Source organism: Pseudomonas sp. W2Jun17 (assembly GCF_023127795.1).
GTDB lineage: Bacteria > Pseudomonadota > Gammaproteobacteria > Pseudomonadales > Pseudomonadaceae > Aquipseudomonas > Aquipseudomonas synxantha_A.
On record NZ_SPKO01000034.1, the window covers coordinates 72,948 to 95,478 of the forward strand.

At 59.5% G+C, this 22,531-nt stretch carries 21 protein-coding genes; 7 read left to right on the forward strand and 14 right to left on the reverse strand.

Annotation, left to right across the window (positions count from 1 at the left end):
* The first annotated feature begins 163 nt into the window (after nucleotides 1-163).
* Both E4O98_RS22225 and E4O98_RS22230 read left to right on the forward strand, forming a co-directional pair.
* The gene (locus E4O98_RS22225; protein WP_248136260.1) at nucleotides 164-1,684 is read left to right on the forward strand and encodes a M10 family metallopeptidase C-terminal domain-containing protein; all 1,521 of its coding nucleotides are present in this window, start codon (nucleotides 164-166) and stop codon (nucleotides 1,682-1,684) included.
* Between the two features lie 179 nt (nucleotides 1,685-1,863).
* Nucleotides 1,864-2,268 carry a type II toxin-antitoxin system HicB family antitoxin gene (locus tag E4O98_RS22230; protein WP_032877106.1) on the forward strand — a complete coding sequence of 135 codons (405 nt, stop codon included), beginning with the start codon at nucleotides 1,864-1,866 and terminating at the stop codon, nucleotides 2,266-2,268.
* Here the strand turns inward: E4O98_RS22230 and E4O98_RS22235 are convergent.
* The 9 genes from E4O98_RS22235 to gcl form a co-directional block, all read right to left on the reverse strand.
* Entirely contained in the window at nucleotides 2,265-3,461 is a 1,197-nt protein-coding gene (locus tag E4O98_RS22235; protein ID WP_081883284.1) for an MFS transporter, read from the reverse strand. The genes E4O98_RS22230 and E4O98_RS22235 overlap by 4 nt on opposite strands.
* 241 nt (nucleotides 3,462-3,702) lie before the next feature.
* Complete coding sequence (locus E4O98_RS22240; RefSeq protein ID WP_005786529.1) at nucleotides 3,703-4,704, reverse strand: sulfate ABC transporter substrate-binding protein; 1,002 nt, start codon at nucleotides 4,702-4,704, stop codon at nucleotides 3,703-3,705.
* A 94-nt stretch (nucleotides 4,705-4,798) separates the two neighbouring features.
* Nucleotides 4,799-5,623 carry an ion transporter gene (locus E4O98_RS22245; RefSeq protein WP_005786531.1) on the reverse strand — a complete coding sequence of 275 codons (825 nt, stop codon included), beginning with the start codon at nucleotides 5,621-5,623 and terminating at the stop codon, nucleotides 4,799-4,801.
* A gap of 31 nt (nucleotides 5,624-5,654) precedes the next feature.
* A complete protein-coding gene (locus tag E4O98_RS22250) occupies nucleotides 5,655-6,530 on the reverse strand; it encodes an urea transporter (RefSeq protein ID WP_248136262.1) in 876 nt (291 codons plus the stop codon).
* Nucleotides 6,531-6,649: 119 nt separating this feature from the next.
* Nucleotides 6,650-8,065 carry a pyruvate kinase gene (gene pyk, locus E4O98_RS22255; RefSeq protein WP_032877103.1) on the reverse strand — a complete coding sequence of 472 codons (1,416 nt, stop codon included), beginning with the start codon at nucleotides 8,063-8,065 and terminating at the stop codon, nucleotides 6,650-6,652.
* Nucleotides 8,055-9,335, reverse strand: coding sequence for a glycerate kinase (locus tag E4O98_RS22260; RefSeq protein WP_078820718.1), 1,281 nt, complete (start codon nucleotides 9,333-9,335; stop codon nucleotides 8,055-8,057). Before E4O98_RS22260 ends, pyk begins: the two co-directional genes overlap by 11 nt.
* 179 nt (nucleotides 9,336-9,514) lie before the next feature.
* Nucleotides 9,515-10,405, reverse strand: a complete 891-nt coding sequence (locus E4O98_RS22265) for a 2-hydroxy-3-oxopropionate reductase (RefSeq protein ID WP_103735074.1) — start codon at nucleotides 10,403-10,405, stop codon at nucleotides 9,515-9,517.
* Nucleotides 10,406-10,533: 128 nt separating this feature from the next.
* Entirely contained in the window at nucleotides 10,534-11,316 is a 783-nt protein-coding gene (gene hyi / locus E4O98_RS22270) for a hydroxypyruvate isomerase (protein ID WP_032877100.1), read from the reverse strand.
* Between the two features lie 10 nt (nucleotides 11,317-11,326).
* Complete coding sequence (gene gcl / locus E4O98_RS22275; protein WP_248136264.1) at nucleotides 11,327-13,102, reverse strand: glyoxylate carboligase; 1,776 nt, start codon at nucleotides 13,100-13,102, stop codon at nucleotides 11,327-11,329.
* 255 nt (nucleotides 13,103-13,357) lie between these two features.
* Here gcl and E4O98_RS22280 point away from each other — a divergent pair, with 255 nt between their 5' ends.
* A complete protein-coding gene (locus E4O98_RS22280) occupies nucleotides 13,358-13,798 on the forward strand; it encodes a heme-binding protein (RefSeq protein WP_032877098.1) in 441 nt (146 codons plus the stop codon).
* A gap of 131 nt (nucleotides 13,799-13,929) precedes the next feature.
* Here E4O98_RS22280 and E4O98_RS22285 read toward each other — a convergent pair whose 3' ends face one another.
* Nucleotides 13,930-14,388: a transposase gene (locus tag E4O98_RS22285; protein WP_032877097.1), complete on the reverse strand. Its 459-nt coding sequence runs from the start codon at nucleotides 14,386-14,388 to the stop codon at nucleotides 13,930-13,932.
* A gap of 203 nt (nucleotides 14,389-14,591) precedes the next feature.
* Nucleotides 14,592-15,197 (reverse strand): TetR/AcrR family transcriptional regulator, encoded by a 606-nt coding sequence (locus tag E4O98_RS22290; protein ID WP_032881048.1) that lies wholly within the window; start codon nucleotides 15,195-15,197, stop codon nucleotides 14,592-14,594.
* Between the two features lie 134 nt (nucleotides 15,198-15,331).
* Between E4O98_RS22290 and E4O98_RS22295 the strand changes: the two genes are divergently transcribed.
* On the forward strand, nucleotides 15,332-16,246 hold the full coding sequence (locus E4O98_RS22295) for a DUF808 domain-containing protein (protein WP_032877096.1): 915 nt from the start codon (nucleotides 15,332-15,334) through the stop codon (nucleotides 16,244-16,246).
* Between the two features lie 133 nt (nucleotides 16,247-16,379).
* Nucleotides 16,380-16,754 (forward strand): DUF805 domain-containing protein, encoded by a 375-nt coding sequence (locus tag E4O98_RS22300; protein ID WP_282445165.1) that lies wholly within the window; start codon nucleotides 16,380-16,382, stop codon nucleotides 16,752-16,754.
* Nucleotides 16,755-16,818: 64 nt separating this feature from the next.
* Here E4O98_RS22300 and E4O98_RS22305 read toward each other — a convergent pair whose 3' ends face one another.
* Complete coding sequence (locus E4O98_RS22305; RefSeq protein ID WP_032877095.1) at nucleotides 16,819-17,607, reverse strand: VacJ family lipoprotein; 789 nt, start codon at nucleotides 17,605-17,607, stop codon at nucleotides 16,819-16,821.
* Nucleotides 17,600-18,898, reverse strand: a complete 1,299-nt coding sequence (locus E4O98_RS22310; RefSeq protein ID WP_223018411.1) for a serine/threonine protein kinase — start codon at nucleotides 18,896-18,898, stop codon at nucleotides 17,600-17,602. The genes E4O98_RS22305 and E4O98_RS22310 overlap by 8 nt, the downstream gene beginning before the upstream one ends.
* Before the next feature lie 234 nt (nucleotides 18,899-19,132).
* On the opposite strand from E4O98_RS22310, the gene E4O98_RS22315 reads away from it, so the two are divergent.
* A complete protein-coding gene (locus tag E4O98_RS22315) occupies nucleotides 19,133-19,501 on the forward strand; it encodes a hypothetical protein (RefSeq protein WP_148852278.1) in 369 nt (122 codons plus the stop codon).
* A 106-nt stretch (nucleotides 19,502-19,607) separates the two neighbouring features.
* Here E4O98_RS22315 and E4O98_RS22320 read toward each other — a convergent pair whose 3' ends face one another.
* The gene (locus E4O98_RS22320) at nucleotides 19,608-21,161 is read right to left on the reverse strand and encodes a glycosyl hydrolase family 17 protein (RefSeq protein ID WP_228309599.1); all 1,554 of its coding nucleotides are present in this window, start codon (nucleotides 21,159-21,161) and stop codon (nucleotides 19,608-19,610) included.
* A gap of 333 nt (nucleotides 21,162-21,494) precedes the next feature.
* Between E4O98_RS22320 and E4O98_RS22325 the strand changes: the two genes are divergently transcribed.
* Entirely contained in the window at nucleotides 21,495-22,346 is an 852-nt protein-coding gene (locus E4O98_RS22325; RefSeq protein ID WP_032877092.1) for a glycine betaine ABC transporter substrate-binding protein, read from the forward strand.
* Nucleotides 22,347-22,531 lie beyond the last annotated feature (185 nt).

A 22,531-nucleotide genomic window follows, 5' to 3' on the forward strand; every position in this document is an offset into this window, starting at 1 on the left:
ACGGACTTTTTGCTGTTGTGTTTAATAAATGCTTTCGCAAAAAAATAACGGTAGTTAAGGTGTTTTTGATATGGGATTTTTATCGGGCTGGCCACGGATAAGTCAGTGTCGGTAATTCATGTATGGACGGTTAACTCTTCACTGTTCAGAGTATCAATACACCATGCAAATCCCTGTTAGGCATTCTTCCCGTACGCGCGCTCCGGCGATGTCGCAGTGCCGGTTATCAGCCGCTGAGAACGCAGTTGTTCTCTGGGCAAACAATAAAAAAACCTTCACCACGGATCAGGCAGCGAAACATATTACGCGCAGTGGATCCAAGTTTCATGATCTCAATAAAGATGGCAAGGTTGTCGTCGGCTTTAATTTTGCTGGCGGTTTCAATGCCGCGCAGAAAGAGCGAGCCAGACAAGCCCTGCAATACTGGGCGGATGTCGCCAATATCGAATTTGTCGAAAACGGCTCGAACACCGATGGCACCATCAGTATCAAGGGCACGTCGGGTTCGTCGGGCTGGGCAAGGCTGCCTAACAGGCATTACTCCAGAGTCCAGGCCAACATCGGCACCAGCGGTGCGCATAACCCGACCATGGGCAGCCACTTCCTGGGTTTGTTGATCCATGAACTGGGGCACACCCTCGGGTTGAGTCATCCGGGTGGATACGATGGTGGTGGCTTCAATTACGAGCGCTCTGCCGAATATGCCCAGGACACCAAGGCACGCAGTGTCATGAGTTATTGGGCGGAGACTTATCAGCCTGGGCATAATTTTGCCAGGCACAGCCCGGTAGCGCCGATGATGGATGATATCGCCGCGGCCCAGCGGCTTTACGGGGCGAATAGAAAAACCCGCAATACCGATACCACCTACGGCTTCAACTCCAACTCCGCTCGGGAGTTCTATAGCCTCAAGCGCGGGAGTGACAAACCGATTTTCACCGTTTGGGACGGCGGTGGTAACGACACGCTCGACTTCTCCGGGTTCACCCAGAACCAAACCATCAGCCTCAAGGCCGAAACGTTCTCGGATGTAGGTGGCTTGCGGGGGAATGTGTCGATTGCCAAGGGCGTGAGCGTGGAGAATGCCATTGGTGGTTCCGGCGACGATACATTGATAGGCAACGAAGCTGGCAATCGTCTTACGGGCGGCCGGGGTGCGGATAAGCTTCACGGTGGTGCTGGGGCGGACACGTTCGTTTATCACCGTGTCGTCGATTCAACGCCGCAGAACCCGGACATCATCCAGGACTTCCAAAGCGGGATCGACAAGATTGACCTGACCGGAGTGCTTCAGACTGCGCAGCTCAAGTCGCTGAATTTCTCCGACCGATTCAAAGGCCGGGCGGGGGATGCGGTGCTCGGGCATGACTCGGCGACGGGGCGTTTCACCCTGGCGGTGGATACGACTGGCACTGGCACAGCGGATCTGTTGGTGACCAGCCAAGGCCAGATCAAACAGACGGATGTGGTGTGGAGCGGGCAGGCCCCAACGGTGATTCCTTTCCCCACCCCTGAAACCATTGTCGCGCCTGTTCCAGAACCTCTCCCGACGCCTATTCCAGAACCGACTCCAGACACAGACCAGCCGCACGAACCGGGTCCCAGGCCAGGGGGGAGCTTTATCCAGAACGTTTTTTCATCGTTCACGGGTTTTATAAGCAGGCTGTTTTCGATTTTTTCGTGAGTTTTCAACATTCGGTAAAACAGCCGCCAGTCCGGGCGATGCTTTTTGCGCTTGAATAATGGTAACTCTAGGGTTGCTTTTATTCAGGCCAAGCCACGGAGGCAGCGGTGCAGAGCAGGCTATTGATCAAGGAGTTGCAGGAAGCGCGCCGGGTTGTTTCAGTTTTAAGGAGAGCATTCATGCAATACCCAATCTGTATCGAATGGGGCGATGATTTCACCGCCACCGGTATCCAGATCCCTGATATCCCAGGCGCGGTCACTGCCGGGGACAGTTTCGAAGAAGCCTACAATGCCGCCGTGGAAGTGGCGCATATCCTTTTGCAGGAAATCGCCGCAGAGGGTGGGGTGATTCCGATGCCAACCTCGGTCGCCACTCATCACGCTCATGAAGACTATCTGGGCATGGGCTGGGGCATGTTGGAACTGGACATCTCGCCTTATCTTGGCAAGACCGAGAAGGTCAATGTGACCTTGCCCGGCTATGTCATTCAGCGCATTGACCGTTATGTGCGCGAGCACAAGGTCAAAAGCCGGTCCTCCTTTCTGGCGGATGCGGCGCTGGAGAAGTTGGTGCGCTCTTAGGCGGTTGCCACCTTCACCTGGCGCGATGCAGAAAGGAAACGCAACAACGCCACCAGTGGGAAAGCGCTGCCCACCAGCATCACGCTCAGCCAGCCGCCGTGTTCATACACGCTGCTGGCAATTGCCGAACCGAACGCACCGCCGATGAAGATGCTGGTCATGTACAGCGCGTTCAGGCGGCTGCGGCTGTGGGCATCCAGGGCGTATACAGCGCGCTGGCCGAGGACCATGTTCATCTGCACGCAGAAGTCCAGAACCACGCCGGTCACTGCCAGGCCGATCACGCTGTACACCGGATGCACGAACGCGGGCAGGAAACTCAACGCGCCAAACAGCATTGCCAGCAGCGAGGCGCGGTGGGTGTGGCCGGCATCGGCCAGGCGACCGGCGATGGGCGCGGCGATGGCGCCCAGGGCACCCACCAGGGCGAACAGCGCGATTTCACTTTGGCTCAGGCCATGGTTGCGCGCCAGCTCCAGTGGAGCAGCGGTCCAGAACAGGCTGAAGGTGGCAAACATGCACGCCTGGTAAAACGCACGCTGGCGCAATACCGGCTGCTTACGCAGCAAGGTGCCCAGGGAGCGCAGCAATTGGGCGTAGCTGGCGCTGTGATCGGGTTGACGCTTTGGAATGGTCAGCATCAGCACCACGCTGATAAACGCCATCAAGGCGGCGGCGGCCATAAACATCGCACGCCAGCCGAAGTGGTCGGCCACCACGCTGGACACCGGCCGCGCCAGCAGAATGCCCAGCAGCAAGCCGCCCATGATGCTGCCGACCACACGACCACGGGACTCGGCAGGGGCCAGGTGCGCGGCGAGCGGGATGAGGATCTGCACCGATACCGAACTGAAACCGATCAGTAGCGACACCAGCAAGAACAGGTTGGGCTGTTCGGTGAACGCTGCGCCCAACAGGCTCGCGATAGCCACCACGGTGGTGAAGATCATCAGCCTGCGGTTTTCCAGCAAATCACCCAACGGCACCAGGAAGAACAGGCCCAAGGCATAACCGATTTGCGTCAGCGACACGATCAGGCTGGCCATCGCCGGCGTCAGGCCGATGTCCGGGGCAATCAGTTCGATGATTGGCTGCGCGTAGTAGATGTTGGCGACGATGGCGCCGCAGCAAAACGCGAACAGCATGACCATGCTCCGGGTCATGGTGCCTGTGGCGTGAGAGGTAGCGTTCATGGCGTGCTCGTAAGGCGAAGGACGATGGGGTGAGAGAGTAAAGGCAAGGGCCGGCAGTGAGTAGGCCGCTTGGCGTGATAACTGTCATGCCGCGAAATAATGACTCAATGCAAAACCCAATGTGGGAGGGGGCTTGCTCCCGATAGCAGTGTGTCAGTCAGCACAGGCATTGGCTGACACACCGCTATCGGGAGCAAGCCCCCTCCCACAATTTTGATCGAGTCTATTCAGCCAAGATCATTCACTGGCCGGAGTAGATCTGGTCAAACACCCCACCATCGTTGAAGTGGGTCTTCTGCACCGTGCGCCAGTCACCAAATGTTTTCTCCACCGACAGGAAGTCCACCTTCGGGAAGCGGTCGGTGTATTTGGCCAACACCTTCGGATCCCGTGGGCGCAGGTAGTTGTTGGCCGCAATTTCCTGACCCTCTGGCGACCACAGGTACTTCAGGTAGTCTTCAGCGGCAGCACGGGTGCCTTTCTTTTCGACCACTTTGTCGACCACCGAAACGGGCGGCTCGGCTTCGGCGGAAACGCTTGGATAGATCACTTCGAACTGATCGCGGCCAAACTCACGGGCGATCATTTCTGCTTCGTTCTCAAAGGTCACCAGCACGTCGCCGATCTGGTTGGTCATGAACGTGGTGGTCGCGGCACGCCCACCGGTGTCCAGCACGGGCGCTTGTTTGAACAGTTTGCCGACGAAGGCCTTGGCCTTCTCTTCGTCGCCGCCGTTCTTGAGCACATAACCCCAGGCCGACAGGTAGGTGTAGCGGCCGTTACCCGAGGTTTTCGGGTTGGGCACGATCACCTGCACGCCGTCCTTGAGCAGGTCCGGCCAATCTTTCAGGGCTTTGGGGTTGCCTTTGCGCACGATGAATACGGTCGCAGAGGTAAAGGGTGCACTGTTGTTCGGCAGGCGCGTGACCCAGTTGTCCGGCACCAGCTTGCCATTGTCGGCCAGGGCATTGATGTCGGTGGCCATATTCATGGTGATCACATCAGCCGGCAGGCCGTCGATTACCGAGCGCGCCTGTTTGCTGGAGCCGCCGAAGGACATCTGCAGGGTCAACTTGTCGTTCGGGTGCTCGGCTTCCCAATGCTTCTGAAAAGCGGCGTTGTAGTCCTTATAGAAGTCGCGCATCACGTCGTAGGAGACGTTGAGCAGGGTGGTCGCTGCCTGGGCAGAGCCCGCCAGGGCCAGGCCGGCGGCCAGAAGAGAGGCGCTGAGGATTTTTTTCACTGCTCATTCCTTGTTGTTCGAGAAGAGGGGAGGCAATTTGCCAGCGACTATAGCCGGGCCTGCATAGACCTTTAAAGATTAAAACGAACTTTGCTTATTCCAGTTTATGGAAAAGATTGCTGCCACAGCGCGAGCAAAACGCGGCGTTGGGTTCGTGGCTGTCTTTCTTGCACGCCGGGCACTCGGTACGCAGCTGTTCACCACGCATGGCACTGGCCAGCTCGGCGGTAAAAATGCCCGTGGGTACGGCAATGATCGAATAACCGGTGATCATGACCAGCGATGAAATCACCTGGCCCAGCGGTGTCTTGGGCACGATATCGCCGAAGCCCACGGTGGTCAGGGTCACGATGGCCCAGTAGATGCCCTTGGGAATGCTGGTAAACCCGTGTTCCGGGCCTTCGATCACGTACATCAAGGTACCGAACACCGTCACCAGCGTGCACACGCTGACCAGGAACACCACGATCTTCTGCTTGCTGCCGCGCAGCGCCGCCATCAAATAATTGGCTTGCTTGAGGTACGGGCTGAGCTTGAGCACGCGGAAGATTCGCAGCATCCGGATGATGCGGATGATCAGCAGGTACTGCGCATCGCTGTAGTACAGGGCGAGGATGCCGGGGACGATGGCCAGCAGGTCCACCAGGCCATAAAAACTGAAGGCATAGCGCAGCGGCTTGGGCGAACAATACAGGCGCAGGCCGTACTCGATGGCGAAGATCAGCGTGAAGCCCCATTCGATATAGGCCAGCACGTCCGCGTAGTTCTGGTGGATCTGGTCGATGCTGTCGAGCATCACGATCACCAGGCTGGCGAGGATGATCAGCAGCAGGATGCCGTCAAAGCGCCGCCCGGCGACGGTATCGCTTTGAAACACCATGATGTAGAGCCGCTGGCGCCAGTCGTTGTTGCTGTCCATAAATCCTGCCTGAAGCGAATATCGAGCAAGCCTAGGGGGATTCGAACGGGCTGTCCATGCGGGGTTTGTGAAGCAACCGGTGACCGGCGCGCACCAGCCAGCAGGCGAGGATAAACGGTGCAGTCAGTGCGGGCAGGTGCAGGGCGGTGAAGCCCGGCGTGAGCAGGATGGCCAGGCCGATGCCCAGCAGCGGCAACCAGGGCTGGCGACGTAACGGGCTCAGGGCCAGGGCCGCTAATGCCGGGTTATAGCTGTGCAAACCGAGCAGGGCACCGGAAGGCTCGTTCAACCACAGGCCGGCCAGCACACCGAGGCTGGCGCCGCACAAAGCCCATGCGGCCGCGCGGCGATCAGCCAGCATCAAGCCCAGTGCGATCAGAAGGCCCGCCAGGGGGGGCTCCAGCAGCATGATTTGCCCAAGGCCGGTAAAGGGCGCCGTGAGTACCGCGAACATGTCGGCCTGGATCGGCGCAAGCGTAGTTTGAGGTACATGGCCGAGCAGCAGCCAGCCGAGGCCAACAAAGGGGGCAGTGTAGGCGGGCAAATTGTGGGGCCGGCTGGCGTGTTTCAACCATTGCCGGGTGAGGATAGCGCTCAAGCCGCCGCCCGCCAGGATCAACGGCGGCACCAGCGCCGACCAGGCAAAGTGCTGGCTGATCAACAAGCCCAGCAGTACGCCGTTGTAGCTATACAGCCCGGCCTGACGCTCAGCTTTGGGATACCCACGGCGCTGGGCGGTGAGCAACCCCGCGACACCGCCCAGCAACGCACCGCCCAGCAAGGCCGGGGCGCCGATCAGGATCGCCAGCAGGCACAGCAGGCCGCACAGCGGGTGGCGCTGCAGGAAAATCTGGCTGAAGCCGTTGAGCAGGGCTTCGGCCCAGTCGGGGCAGGTGTGGTTGTGCATGATAGGTATTCAATGAGACCGAGTTGTCCCCATCGCAGGCAAGCCAGCTCCCACATTTGACGGTGTTCACACATCCAAATGTGGGAGCTGGCTTGCCTGCGATGAGGCCCCTACAGGCGCTAGAGCAATGTCTCGATACGCAGCGAGTTGGTCGACCCCGGCTGCCCGAACGGCACCCCTGCGGTAATCACCAAGGTATCCCCACGCTGCGCCATACCCTGGGCCTGGGCAATTTCCAGCGCGGTGGAACACACCTCGTCGACCTGACGCAAACGATCATTGACCACCGAATGCACGCCCCACGCCACGCTCAAGCGTCGCGCCGTGGACAGGTTCGGCGTGAGGTTGAGGATCGGCGCCACCGGGCGCTCCCTTGCGGCGCGCAAGCTGGAGCTGCCAGACTCGCTGTAGTTCACCAGTACCGCCACCGGTAGGATGCTGCTGATGCGCCGGATCGCGCAGCTGATGGCGTCCGACACTGTGGCATCCGCCTTGGGCCGGCTGACGTCCAGTTGCGCCTGGTAATCCGGACCATTTTCCACCTGACGGATGATCTTGCTCATCATCTGTACCGCTTCCAGCGGGTACTCGCCCGACGCGGTTTCGGCCGACAGCATCACCGCGTCCGCGCCTTCGGCCACGGCGTTGGCGACATCGGTGACTTCGGCACGCGTCGGCGCCGGGGAGAAGCGCATGGATTCGAGCATCTGCGTGGCGACCACTACCGGCTTGCCCAGTTGGCGGCAGGTGCTGATGATGTCTTTCTGGATCTGCGGCACGCTTTCGGCCGGCACTTCCACGCCCAGGTCGCCTCTGGCCACCATGATCGCATCGCTCAACTCGGCGATTTCCTGCAGGCGCTGCACGGCTGAGGGCTTCTCGATCTTGGCCATCAGGAAGGCCTTGTCGCCAATCAGCTCGCGGGCCTCGCGGATATCTTCCGGGCGCTGCACAAAGGACAGCGCCACCCAGTCCACGCCCAGCTCCAGGCCAAAGCTCAGGTCGCGGCGGTCCTTGGCGGTGAGCGGGCTGAGTTCCAATAGCGCTTGTGGGACGTTTACGCCTTTACGGTCGGACAGCTCGCCGCCGTTGAGCACGGTGGTGTCGATGGCATCGGCGTGTTTGGTGATCACCCGCAGGCGCAGCTTGCCGTCGTCGAGCAGCAAGTCCATGCCCGGTTCAAGGGCTGCGATGATCTCCGGGTGGGGCAGGTTGATGCGACGTTGGTCGCCGGGTGTCGGGTCGAGGTCCAGGCGCAGGGCCTGGCCGCGAATCAACTGTACCTTGCCTTCGGCAAAACGTCCGACCCGCAGCTTCGGCCCTTGCAGGTCCATGAGGATGCCCAGCGGGTAATTCAGCTGGCGCTCCACTTGGCGAATCCACTGGTAACGCTGCGCATGGTCGGCGTGCTCGCCGTGGCTGAAGTTGAGGCGGAAGATATTCACCCCGGCCTGCACCAGCTCGCGAATGTCATCGATACCGTCGGTGGCCGGGCCCAGAGTGGCGAGGATTTTGACCTTCTTGTCAGGCGTCATGGTTGGCAGTCTCAAGGATCAGGATGGCGCGGAAATCGTTGACGTTGGTGCGGGTCGGCTCGGTGACGATCAAGTCGCCCAGGGCGGCGAAATAGCCGTAGCCATTATTGTTATCCAACTCGTCACTGGCGCTCAGGCCGAGGGCTTCGGCACGGCGGTAGCTGCAGGGGGTCATGATCGCGCCGGCATTGTCTTCCGAGCCGTCGATACCGTCGGTGTCGCCGGCCAGGGCGTAAACGCCGGGCATGCCCTTAAGGCTATCGGTGAGGCTGAGCAGGAATTCGGCATTGCGTCCGCCACGGCCGTTGCCGCGCACGGTGACGGTAGTTTCGCCGCCCGAAAGGATCACGCATGGCGCTGCCAGGGGCTGGCCGTGCTGCACAATCTGCCGGGCGATGCCGGCATGCACCTTGGCCACCTCCCGCGCTTCACCTTCCAGGTCACCGAGGATCAGTGGGCTGAACCCTGCCCGGCGGACCTTCACGGCCACGGCTTCCAGGGATTGCTGGGGGCGGGCGATCAATTGGAAGTGGCTGCGGGCAAGTATCGGGTCGCCAGGCTTGACGGTTTCCGAGGCGGGGTTTTGCAACCAACTGCGCACCGAGGCGGGAGCGTCGATGCCATAGCGCTTGAGGATTGCCAGGGCTTGTTGCGAAGTGCTCGGGTCACCGACGGTTGGGCCCGAGGCGATCACCGTGGCCTGGTCGCCCGGCACATCGGAAATTGCGTAGGTGTACACGGTAGCCGGCCATGCGGCCTTGGCCAGTCGCCCGCCCTTGATCGCCGAAAGGTGCTTGCGCACGCAATTCATCTCGCCAATGGTGGCACCGGATTTGAGCAGGGCTTTATTGATGCTTTGCTTGTCGGCCAGGCTGATGCCTTCGGCGGGCAAGGCCAGCAGCGCCGAACCGCCGCCGGACAGCAGGAAAATCACACGGTCTTCTTCGCCCAGGTTGCTGATCAGCGCCAGTACGCGCTGGGCCACAGCCAGGCCGGCAGCATCCGGCACCGGGTGGGCCGCTTCGACCACCTCGATTTTTTTGCACGGCGCACCGTGCCCGTAGCGGGTGACCACCAGGCCCGATACCTCTCCCTGCCAGCAGTCTTCGACGACCAGCGCCATGGCGGCCGCGGCCTTGCCGGCGCCGATCACGATCACTCGGCCACTGCGGTCAACAGGCAGGTAGGGTTCAAGGACTTGCCGGGGGTGGGCGGCGTCGATGGCTGTGGCAAACAGCTCGCGAAGCAGGTGTTGCGGATCGACCGACATAAGCGGGCTCCCGGGGGATTCTTGTTGTTAGGAGTGCAGCCATTTCAGATTTGAAATGCGGTCAAAATGTGGGAGGGAGCTTGCTCCCGATAGCGGTGTATCAGTCGACATAGTGGTTGAATGACCGATTGCTATCGGGAGCAAGCCCCCTCCCACACTGGATTGCATTCCAAGGTGGGTTACTTGTCGCGGATGGAGAAATTGGCCATGTGCTCCAGGCCCTTGATCAGTGCCGAGTGGTCCCAGTTACCGCCGCCAATCGCCGTGCAGGTGCTGAACACTTGCTGGGTGCCGGCGGTGTTCGGCAGGTTGATCCCAAGTTCCTTGGCGCCGGCCAATGCCAGGTTCAGGTCTTTCTGATGCAGGTTGATGCGGAAGCCCGGATCGAAGGTGCCCTTGATCATGCGTTCGCCATGTACTTCCAGGATCTTCGACGACGCAAAGCCACCCATCAACGCTTCACGCACCTTGGCCGGGTCGGCACCGTTTTTCGAGGCAAACAGCAAGGCTTCGGCCACCGCCTGGATGTTCAGCGCGACGATGATCTGGTTGGCGACCTTGGCGGTCTGGCCATCGCCGTTACCGCCCACCAGGGTGATGTTCTTGCCCATGGCCTGGAACAGCGGCAATGCGCGTTCGAACGTCTGCGGTTCACCACCGACCATGATGCTCAAGGTACCGGCCTTGGCGCCGACTTCACCGCCAGACACCGGTGCATCCAGGTACTGCGCGCCGGTTTCGTTGATCTTCGCCGCGAACGCCTTGGTGGCGGTGGGGGAGATCGAGCTCATGTCGATCACTACTTTATTGGGTGACAGACCGGCGGCCACGCCATCGGCGCGCAACAGCACGTCTTCGACCTGTGGGGTGTCGGGCACCATGACGATGATGAATTCCGATTCCTGGGCGACCTGCTGCGGGTTGGCCAAGGCGATGGCGCCGGCAGCAAGCAGCTCGGCGGGCGCTTTGCCGTGGTGCTCGGAGAGAAACAGTTGGTGACCGGCTTTCTGCAAGTTGGCGGCCATGGGTTGGCCCATGATGCCGGTGCCGATAAATCCGATTTTAGCCATGATCAAAATCCTCTTTTAATGTGGGAGCTGGCTTGCCTGCGATGGCATCAACCGGACCTGACTGATACACCGAGGTGTTTGCATCGCAGGCAAGCCAGCTCCCACATTGTTTTATGTTGTGTCAGTTGTCAGATGGCGTTATGGGTCTTGAGCCAACCCAAACCCGCCTCGGTCGTGGTCAACGGCTTGTACTCACAGCCGACCCAACCTGCGTAACCAATGCGGTCCAGATGCTCGAACAGGAAGCGGTAGTTGATCTCACCGGTACCTGGCTCGTTGCGCCCCGGGTTGTCTGCCAGCTGGATATGGTTGATCTCACCCAGGTGCGTTTGCATGGTCCGCGCCAGGTCGCCTTCCATGATTTGCATGTGGTAGATGTCGTATTGCAGGAACAGGTTGGCGCTGCCCACTTGCTCGCGAATCGACAGAGCCTGCGCCGTGTTGTTGAGGTAGAAGCCCGGAATGTCGCGGGTGTTGATCATCTCCATCACCAGCTTGATACCCGCCGCCTGCAGCTTCTCGGCGGCGTACTTGAGGTTGGCGACGAAGGTTTTTTCTACGGTCTCGTCATCGACGCCTTGTGGCCGGATACCTGCCAGGCAGTTGACCTGGGTGTTGCCCAATACCTGGGCATAGGCGATGGCCAGCTTGACCCCGGCGCGGAATTCCTCGACCCGGTCCGGGTGGCAGGCCAGGCCGCGCTCGCCCTTGGCCCAATCACCGGCCGGCAGGTTGAACAGCACCTGGGTCAGGCCGTTGGCATCGAGCTGTGCCTTGATATCGGCAGAGCTGAATTCGTACGGGAACAGGTATTCCACACCTTCGAAGCCGGCATCGGCGGCTGCCTTGAAGCGAGCAAGGAAGTCCTGTTCGGTAAACAGCATGGACAGGTTGGCGGCAAAGCGCGGCATAGGGTTCTCCTTAATCGAGCAGGGAAATGGCAGTCGGCGCATCGTTGCCGACCAGGGCCAGGTCTTCGAATTCGTTGACGGCGTTGATCTCGGTGCCCATGGAAATATTGGTCACTCGCTCCAGAATAATCTCAACGATCACCGGCACTTTGAATTCTTCGATCATTTCCTGAGCCTTGCGCAGGGCCGGTTGGATCTGGCCCGGCTCGAACACACGCAGCGCCTTGCAGCCCAAGCCCTCGGCAACCGCCACATGGTCGACGCCATAACCGTTGAGTTCCGGGGCGTTGAGGTTGTCGAAAGACAGCTGCACGCAGTAGTCCATTTCAAAGCCGCGCTGGGCCTGGCGGATCAGCCCCAGGTAAGAGTTGTTCACCACCACGTGGATGTACGGCAGCTTGAACTGCGCGCCCACCGCCAGTTCTTCGATCATGAACTGGAAGTCGTAGTCGCCTGACAGCGCCACCACCTTGCGGCTCGGGTCGGCCTTGACCACGCCGAGTGCCGCCGGAATGGTCCAGCCCAGCGGGCCCGCCTGGCCGCAGTTGATCCAGTGGCGTGGCTTGTACACATGTAAAAATTGCGCGCCGGCAATCTGCGACAGGCCGATGGTGCTGACGTAGCAGGTGTCTTTGCCGAACACCTGGTTCATCTCTTCGTACACGCGTTGCGGCTTGACCGGCACGTTGTCGAAGTGCGTCTTGCGGTGCAGCGTGGCTTTGCGTTGCTGGCAGTCATGCAACCAGGCGCTGCGATCCTTGAGCTTGCCGGCGGCTTTCCATTCGCGGGCGACTTCAATGAACATCGTCAGCGCGGAACCGGCGTCGGAGACGATACCCAGGTCCGGGGTGAACACGCGGCCAATCTGCGTCGGCTCGATGTCAACGTGAATGAATCTGCGCCCTTCGGTGTACACCTCCACCGAGCCGGTGTGACGGTTGGCCCAGCGGTTGCCGATACCCAGCACCGCGTCCGACTTGAGCATCGTCGCGTTGCCATAACGGTGGGACGTCTGCAGGCCGACCATGCCTACCATCAGCGGGTGGTCATCGGGAATGGTGCCCCAGCCCATCAGGGTCGGAATCACCGGGATGCCGGTCAACTCAGCGAACTCCACCAGCAACTCGCTGGCGTCGGCGTTGATCACGCCACCACCGCTCACCAGCAATGGGCGTTCAGCCTGGTCCAGCATCGCCAGGGCTTTCTCGACCTGAATGCGAGTGGCCAACGGCTTGGCCAGGGGCAGTGGCTGGTAGGCGTCGATGTCGAATTCGATCTCGGCCATTTGTACGTCGAACGGCAAGTCGATCAGTACCGGGCCTGGGCGCCCGGAACGCATTTCATAGAAAGCCTTCTGGAACGCGTAGGGCACCTGGCCGGGTTCGAGCACGGTGGTGGCCCACTTGGTCACGGGCTTGACGATGCTGGTGATATCGACGGCCTGGAAGTCTTCCTTGTGCATCCGTGCACGTGGCGCTTGCCCGGTGATGCACAGGATCGGAATCGAGTCGGCCGAGGCGCTGTACAGGCCGGTGACCATGTCAGTGCCCGCCGGGCCCGAAGTGCCGATGCACACGCCGATATTGCCGGCCTTGGTGCGGGTATAGCCCTCGGCCATGTGCGAGGCGCCTTCAACGTGGCGAGCAAGGACGTGATCGATGCCACCCACCTTCTGCAAGGCTGAATACAGCGGGTTGATCGCGGCGCCCGGGATACCGAAGGCGGTATCCACACCTTCACGGCGCATCACCAGGACAGCGGCTTCGATTGCTCTCATTTTGCTCATGGTTTTGGTGCCTCTTGCGTTTTGTAATTGTATACAAGTGGTGTCTGTCCAAAGTGTATTCACGGCGGACGGCGCAGGTCAATGCATTTTATGAAACGGCCTTTGCGTTCGTCGGAACGGCTTTTTTCGACGTATGGAGCCTTTGTTTGAAAATATTGTATACAAAAACAAATGTCATTGTGTTCTATTTATTCGATCGAGCATCTGATCAAACAGAACTCCACCGCTTTCCAATAACAAAAGAAGGACGGCACCATGAGCGCTTTAACCTTGAAACTCGCCACCCAGTTGGCCGGCCATGCTATCGCCGCAGGCCGCACGATTTCTGCAGCGCCGCTGACCATCGCGGTACTCGATAGCGGGGGGCACTTGATTACCTTGCAGCGCGAAGACGGCGCCAGCCTGCTGCGCCCGCAAATCGCCATCGGCAAGGCCTGGGGGGCGATTGCCTTGGGCAAGGGCTCACGTTTACTGGCACTGGATGCGCAGCAGCGGCCGGCGTTTATCGCAGCGTTGAACAGCCTGGGGCAGGGCAGTGTGGTGCCGGCGCCGGGCGGGGTGTTGATACGGGATCAGTCGGGGGTGGTGTTGGGGGCGATTGGAATCACCGGGGATACGTCGGATATTGACGAGCAGTGTGCGATCACGGCGATTGAGGGGGTGGGGTTGATGGCGGATGCGGGGGTGTCGGCTTGAGTCGTTCTGACTGTGAGTAAGCTATCGCAGGCAAGCCAGCTCCCACATTGACGGTGTTCACAGATCTAACTGTGTGAGCCCACTCAGTGTGGGAGTTGGCTTGCCTGCGATGCAGTCGACTCGGTCTACAGTCAAACCCAAATGGCATCCCATAGCGGATAGTCGCCAAATTTCTTTACCAGCCCGGCCCTGAGTGGATTGGCTACGATGTAACGTGCAATCCCCTCAAGGCTTTCCTCTCGACGCACGGCATGATCATGAAAGCCCGGCTGCCAGAGGCGACCTTGGCGGCCCGCCACCGCATTCACCACTCGGGTGCTCTTGGATTTAACTTGGCGCATCAAGTCGGCAAGCGAACCTTTCTCCAGAGAAACAAGCCAATGGAAATGATCAGGCATCACTACCCAGGCCAATGATGTTGCGAGCCCTTTATATTGAGCGATCCTGAATTGTTGTACGACCAGGCGGCCGAGTTTGAAGTCGCTGAAGATGGGCTCGCGTTCAAGGGTGTTGGTGGTGAGCAGGTAAATGCGGTTGGATTCGTTATAGCGTCCGATGCGCAGGCGATTTGAAGCAGGGAGATCGGGCATTCCTTGGCCTCTCTTCAGATGGTGTTCTGAGAGGCTAGACTGAGGGGCGAAGGCTGATCGGCAGGCTTTTAGCAGGATGTGTCTGGATGGGCGCTATCGCGGGCAAGCCCGCTCCCACAGGGGATTGTGACCACTTTACATTCTGTGTTCGGCGCAAATCCGTGTGGGAGCTGGCTTGCCTGCGATAGCCTCGCCGCGGTCTATCAATCCGGCTCACACCCCTTGAGCACCAGCCGGATAATCGTCTGCGCCGCCGCCTCATAATCGGCTTCATCCAACTTGGCCTTGCCGGTAACGGCTGAGATCTGCCAGTCAAAGTCCGCATAGGTCTGGGTCGCCGCCCAGATGCTGAACATCAGGTGATTAGGGTCGATAGCCGCAATCAACCCACGATCCACCCAGTTCTGGATGCAATCGATATTGTGCTTGGCCTGGGCATTGAGCTGTTCAACCTGCTCGGCGCTCAGGTGTGGGGCGCCGTGCATGATTTCGCTGGCGAACACCTTGGAGGCGAACGGCAGGTCGCGGGAGATGCGAATTTTGGAGCGGATGTAGTTGCTCAATACTTCCTTGGGCTCCCCTTCGGGGTTGAACGGCGTGGAAGCGGCCAGGATCGGCTCGATAATGCTTTCGAGCACCTCGCGGTAGAGGTTGTCCTTGGACTTGAAGTAGTAATAGACGTTGGGCTTGGGCAGCCCGGCCTTGGCGGCGATGTCGCTGGTTTTGGTCGCGGCGAAGCCCTTGTCGGCAAACTCCTCGCTCGCCGCCCGCAGGATTTTTTCTTTGTTGCGCTCGCGAATGCTGCTCATAAACCAGACGTTTCCTTGCCATGACAGGCGGTTGCGCATGGTAGCACCGGCCATCAGCAGGCCTCAACAATCTGGCCGCAAGGCCGTGCGCCGGGCTATGCTCGCGTCATCTCTCTCTAACGGAAGTCCGGTTCATGGCAGGAAGCAGCTTATTGGTGTTGATCGACGATATCGCGGCGGTACTCGATGACGTCGCGCTGATGACAAAAATGGCCGCCAAGAAGACATCGGGCGTGCTGGGCGATGACCTTGCACTGAACGCCCAGCAGGTCTCCGGCGTGCGCGCCGAGCGGGAAATCCCGGTGGTGTGGGCGGTGGCCAAGGGCTCGTTTATCAACAAGTTGATCCTGGTGCCTACCGCGTTACTGATCAGCGCCTTCGCTCCCTGGGCCGTGACCCCCTTATTGATGCTGGGCGGCGCTTACCTGTGTTTCGAGGGCTTCGAAAAACTCGCCCACAAATTCCTGCACAGCAAGGCTGAAGATCAAGCCGAACACGCGCAGTTGGCTGAAGCGGTGGCCGACCCGGCAACCGATCTGGTGGCGTTCGAGAAAGACAAGATAAAGGGCGCGATCCGTACCGACTTCATTCTGTCGGCCGAGATCATTGCCATCACCCTCGGCATCGTCGCCGATGCGCAACTGACGCAGCAAGTGATCGTGCTGTCGGGTATCGCCATTGTCATGACCATCGGCGTATATGGATTGGTGGCCGGTATCGTCAAGCTCGACGACCTGGGGCTGTGGCTGACGCAGAAGCCGGGTCAGGTGGCGCGCAGTATTGGCGGCGCGATCCTGAGTGCGGCCCCCTACATGATGAAGAGCCTGTCAGTGATCGGCACGGCGGCGATGTTCATGGTCGGTGGCGGCATCCTCACCCATGGCGTGCCTGTGGTGCATCATTGGATCGAAACGGTAAGCCAAAGCACGGGGGCGCTGGCATGGTTGATGCCGACGTTGCTCAATGCGCTGGCGGGGATCGTTGCAGGGGCTTTGGTGCTGATCGTTGTCCAAGCAGTCGGCAAGGTATGGCGAACAGCTAAGCGCTGATTAGTTCGCATTGATTGCAAATCGAAACGCTGTTTAAGTTTAATCCTACAGCTCGGTTTTCCATGCATTTATAGGATGCATCGCGCTTCTTCATGTGAAGTGGCGCGAAAAATGGATCGATAAGGGGTTAAGGATGAACTGGTGTTTTCAAGCGATAAAAAACTATGCCAAGTTCAGTGGGCGAGCCTGTAGAAGGGAATATTGGGCGTTTGTAGTGATGGACATAATGCTGATTTGGGGCTCTATATTGATAGCGTACTTGGCGGAGGTTCTCTCGAGTCCGTGGTTTATCGTTCCATTTGGGTTTTACGTCTTGTTCATGATCCCACCTGCGGTGTCAGTGACATTTCGCAGGCTTCATGATGTGAACATTACTGGGGCGTATGCGCTTTGGTTTTTGATACCGGTCGTTGGTTTCATAATGGTGTCCGTCCGCCTGTTCACCCAAGGCGATAAGGGGGACAACGATTATGGCTTGCCTCCTAGTAGAAAATTTCTATCTGAGTAAGCGAGTAAAATCAATGCAATAAAAAAGGCCATTCAATCGAATGGCCTTTTTTTGTCGCTGCTGTTTATTCGGCGATCTGCAACTTGCGCGATTCGGTGTAGATATACCGCACCTTCTCATACTCGAACGGCGAGTTCATCTGGCCGTAGCGGAAGCTGGTCTGGTAGCGCTTATCGACGGCGCGCAGGGCCCAGACTTCCGGATGGTTGGAGCTGACTTCGGACACGTTGAGGAAGTTGATCTGCGATTCTGCCGTGTAGTCCACCAGCAAGCCGGTGGTATCACGCAGGTTCGACGGGCCAAAGATCGGCAACACCACATAGGCACCGCCCGGTACGCCGTAGAAGCCCAGGGTCTGGCCGAAGTCTTCACTCTGGCGTGGCAGGCCCATGGCCGTGGCCGGGTCCCACAGGCCGGCGACGCCGATGGTGGTGTTGACCAGCAGGCGCCCGGTGGTTTCCAGGGAGCGATGGCCCTTGAGTTGCAACAGGCTGTTCAACAGATTGGGCACATCGCCCAGGTTGTTGAAGAAGTTGCTCACACCGGTGCGCAGGAAGCTCGGCGTGACGTAGCGGTAGCCATTGACCACCGGCAGGAACACCCATTGGTCGAAGCGGTAGTTGAAGTGGTAAACGCGGCGGTTCCACGACTCCAGCGGGTCGTAGACGTTGAGCGCGGTAAGCGTGGAACGCTCGAATTCACGCTGGTCCAGGCCCGGGTTGAACTTGAGCTTGGTCAGCGGCTCCTTGAAGCCGTCGGCATCGACCTTGATGGGCTCTTGAGCCTTGCTGTTGTCGGCATTGGCCACGCCTGCGCACATCAGTGCGGCGAGCAGCAGAAGATATTTAGCCACGGAAGAACTCCAGCATGGCGTCGGCGTTGACGCGGTAATTGAGGTTGCCGCAGTGGCCGCCCAGCGGGTAGACGGTCAAGCGATCGCCGAAGGTTTTACGCAGGAAACCCAGATCGCCAGGGCCGAGGATCACGTCATCGGCGTTATGCATTACGGCGATTTTCGGGCTGTCGCGCAGGTAGTCCTTGAGGGCGTACAGGCTGACCTGATCGATCAGTTGCAGCAGGCTGCCGCCGTCGGAGCGGGCGCGCCACATCGGGATCACTTGCTCGGTGAGGTAGCAGTCGAAGTCGCATTGCAGGGCACGCTTGAGGAACGGCGTGAGGCTGGTGCCTTCGGTGATCGGGTATTTAGGCGGAATGATCAGGCCACGGCGGTTGATCAGGTCCGAGGTAAAGGCAATGTCGGCAGCCGAGAAGCGGAACGAGGTGCCGATCAACATGGCCATCTGTTCGTTGCTCAGGTGCTGCTTGGACTGCTGGAAGTCATAGAGCAGCGCATCGTTGAGGTCGATGTAGCCTTTTTGCTGGAAGTAGCGGGTCAGTTTGCTCAACACCAGTTCATAGAAAGTGGTGGTGTTGTTGATGCCCTTGACCTCGGTCTGTACCAGCTTGTCGAGGTTGGTGATCGAGGTGTAGAGGTTGACCGGCGGGTTGAGCAGCAGCACTTTCTTGAAGTTGAAGCTGCGGCGCGTCTCATCCAGCTTGCTGACAAACGCCGCATCCAGCGCCCCCAGGCTATAGCCGGTGAGGTAGAAGTCGGTGACCGGCAGCGAGGCGTTCTGCGCGCGCACGGCTTGCATCACGCGGTACATGTCTTCGGCGTCTTCCTGCGTGATACCCGGGGTGGCGAAGCGCGAGGCAGCGCTGATGAAGTCGAAGCTGGTGGGCGATGACAACTGCACCACGTGGTAGCCGGCCTGGTAATACAGCTTCTTCAGGTATTCGTTGATGCTGCTGTCGAACCGCGCACCGGTGCCGGCGATCAGGAAGATCAACGGCGCAGCGCGATCTTGCTTGGCAATGCGGTAGGTGAGTTTCTTCACCGGCCAGAAATTGTCCGGCAAGCTGAACTCACGCTCGGGGCGCATATTCAGGGTGTAATCGGATTGGTTGATCTCATCATCGGTCGGCAAGGTTGGCCGAAGGTCGGGAGGCGTGGTGGCGATGGTCGCTTCGAACGGGTTGGTCAAAGGGTAGCCATAGCTGGCCTGGTCGATATCGACGGCCAGTGCTGACGCACTCAAAAATAGGCTGCCCAGCAAGGCAGCACAGCGCAAGGAACGGAGCATGACTTAATCCCTAAGAGGAAACGTGCTGAATGAAATTCGCAGGCTATGACCACCGCGTTGCCACCGAAGTGCCAGGCAGCGGCACGAAAAGTCGGAAAAAACGTCGGAATCGGGGTAATAGTAGCCAGACGATACACTTTGCCATGCATTGTTGAACAGATATCTGCGCGAACACCTTGCTAACGGCCGCGGTGGGATTAAGCTGAGCGCCGTTTTTGCCTATCGGAGTGCCCCATGTCCCGCCGCTTGCCGTTGATTTTGCTGCTTGTTGCTCTGCCGTTATGGCTGGCTGCCAGTTATGCCGCACGTTATGGCTTTATGGAGGATGGGCAGTGGGTCGGCCTCTGCGCAGAGGAGGCCAGCCGCTGGGAGTGCCAGGTGCGTGCGAACCTTGGGTTGATGATTCACTTCAAGGTGCTGGGCTGGGCGGCGTTGATCACCTCGGTGTTGGGCTTTTTTGTACCGGGGCGTGCGGGATGGGCGTTGGCAGTAGTGGGGTTGGTGTTCGGGTTGCCGGCACTGGCGTTGTACAACACGACGTTTGCGGTGTTTGCGGTGGTGATTGCGGGATTGCGGTTGGTCAGGAAGCCTGGCTGCGCCTGATGTGGCCTCATCGCAGGCAAGCCAGCTCCCACAGTTGATTGGGTTCACACATTTCTATCTGTGAGCACGGTCAAATGTGGGAGCTGGCTTGCCTGCGATAGCGATCTTAAGCCTTGCGCACTCGCAAGCAACGCCACAAAGCCGCAACCATCAGCACGCTGACCACAGCCCAACCCCAGGCCTGCTGATTCAACAGCCCTTCGCGGTACAACTGCGGCGCAATGCCGGCACCGATAATGAAGGCCAGCAGCGCAATCTCCCGACGCGGCCCGGTCACCGGGCGCACCAGGTACACCAGGGCTGGCAGCACCAGCGCCGCGCTTGGAAAGCTGCGATAACGCGGGTCAAACACCAGCGCCAGCATCATCACCGCCCCCGCAAACCCGGCAATCGCCACCAGCCAGCCAGCGCGTTGCTCCAGCCAGTTGAATGCACGCTCGCGCCAGCCGTCACGGGCGCTGAGGGCCAGGGCGGCGTGGGCCAGCACCAACAGGTTCAAGGCCACCAGCAAGCCTGCCCATACCCATTCATCGTTGAAACGCGCAGTGACGCGGGTCAGTTCGGCCCAGGTGCCGATGGAGCAGGCAGCAACCGCACCGAGCAGTGGCAGGAGCACCGCGGAGCGCTTGCTGCGAATGCGGCCACCGAGCGCCAGGGTACCGAGCAGAATCACGGCGCCTACGCCCAGCCACAACGACCAGTACGGCACATTGGTCACCGGCCCTGCGAGGATGCCCTTGTCCTGGCGGTCTGCATCGAACAGCCCCCAATACCCGCCCACTGCGCCTTCACTTGCACGTTTCCATGGCTGGTCAAACGCTTCGATCAGGTTGTAGCGCCAGCCATTGGCTTCGGCCATGGCGACAAAGCCGCGCATGAACCTGGCTTCATTCACCCGGCTCGGCACGGCAGTCTCGCGCTGACGGCCTTCGCTGGGCCAACCGGTCTCGCCGATCACGATGTCCTTGGGCGCGAACTTGTGGCCGAAGGTCTGGCGTACGTCGCCTACATGCTTGAGCGCCTGGTCGATGCCGGACGGCTCATCTTCCCAGTACGGCAGCAGGTGAATGGTCAGGAAGTCCACCGCCGGCTCGATTTCCGGGTGTTGCAGCCAGAACTCCCACACATCGGCATAGGTGACCGGTTGCTTGATCTGGCTTTTGACTTGATGGATAAGCGCCACCAGTTGCTTGGCCGTGACTTCCTTGCGCAGCAGCGCCTCGTTGCCGACGATCACCGAAGTGACGACATCGGGATTGGTGTTGGCCGCCGCGATCAGTTCGTTGATTTCTTTCTGGGTCGCCACCGGATCACTGCTGACCCAGGCGCCGGCCATGACCTTTAAACCATGCTTGCGCGCCATGTCCGGCAAGGCTTCCAGGCCGGTCATGGAGTAGGTGCGGATGCATTCAAAGCGTGTGGCCAGCAAGGCCAGGTCGGCATCCATGCGTTCGGGGCGCAGCTTGAATGGCTGGTCAAACGGCGACTGGTCTTTGTCGAAGGGCGTGTAGGACGCACACTGCAACTTGTGGCTGGCGCTCGCTACATCCGGCAGCACTACCGGCCGGCCGAGGCCATACCAGTAGCCAGCGAGTGCAAGCACACCAAGGATCAAGGCAAGAAAATAGGGCAGGGCAGGAAAGCGGGCAGTCGCAGGCATGGTCGGCTTATCTGGGGGAGCAAAGGCGCGCATCTTACCCGGATTTGGCGCGTGCCAGTGCGGCTGCATAATTTTGACATGCAAACTTCGGGCGGGATTCTGACGATAACTCCTACAAAACGTCCTGCTGGCGATGTGATGTCGTTTCTTGCTCAACCAAGGTCGCCCACAGAGCAGGGCAAAGGCCTACGCAGGTTGATGATAAAACTGTCAGTACTCCACTGATGCCTCAGCAACCGGATCGATGCGCGTGAAGGGGGCGCGGTGCACCGCATAACAACAGGTTGATGTCGCTCGGCATCCGTCGGGCGCAGCACTTTCGGGGAAGTACATATGAAGATGCGACGACTCTTGGGCGCAGCTGCCACGCTGGTAGTTGCGATGGGCTCCACACTGGTCAGTGCCGACAGCAAAACCCTGAGCATCGGTTACGTGGACGGTTGGTCCGACAGCGTTGCCACGACCCATGTGGCGGCGGAAGTGATCAAGCAAAAGCTCGGTTATGACGTGAAACTGCAAGCGGTCGCCACGGGGATCATGTGGCAGGGCGTCGCCACCGGCAAGCTCGATGCCATGCTGTCTGCCTGGCTGCCGGTGACCCATGGTGAATACTGGACCAAGAACAAGGACAAGGTGGTCGACTACGGCCCCAACTTCAAGGATGCAAAAATTGGCTTGATCGTACCGGAGTACGTCAAGGCCAAATCCATCGAAGACCTCAAGACCGACACCACCTTCAAAAACAAGATCGTCGGCATCGACGCCGGTTCAGGCGTGATGCTCAAGACCGACGACGCCATCAAGCAATACGGCCTGGACTACAAACTGCAAGCCAGCTCGGGCGCGGCGATGATCGCCGAACTGACACGTGCCGAAGACAAGCAGGAATCCATTGCGGTAACCGGTTGGGTGCCCCATTGGATGTTCGCCAAGTGGAAACTGCGTTTCCTGGACGACCCAAAAGGGATTTATGGTGCTGCTGAAACCGTCAACAGCATCGGCAGTAAGGGCCTGGAAAAGAAAGCGCCGGAAGTGGCAGCTTTCCTGAAAAAATTCCAGTGGGCCTCCAAGGACGAAATCGGTGAAGTCATGCTCGCTATCCAGGAAGGCGCCAAACCAGACGCCGCGGCCAAGGATTGGGTGGCCAAGCACCCTGAGCGCGTCGCTGAGTGGACCGCTAAATAAAAGCCACTGATGCACCCCTGTGGGAGGGGGCTTGCTCCCGATAGCGGTAGGTCAGCCACAGATTTTTTGACTGGCACACCGCTATCGGGAGCAAGCCCCCTCCCACATTGGTTTCGCACCGCCTCAAATCTTCCTGCGCTTTGGCCATCCCTCGCTACACTCGATCTACTACTAAGGTCGTCTGG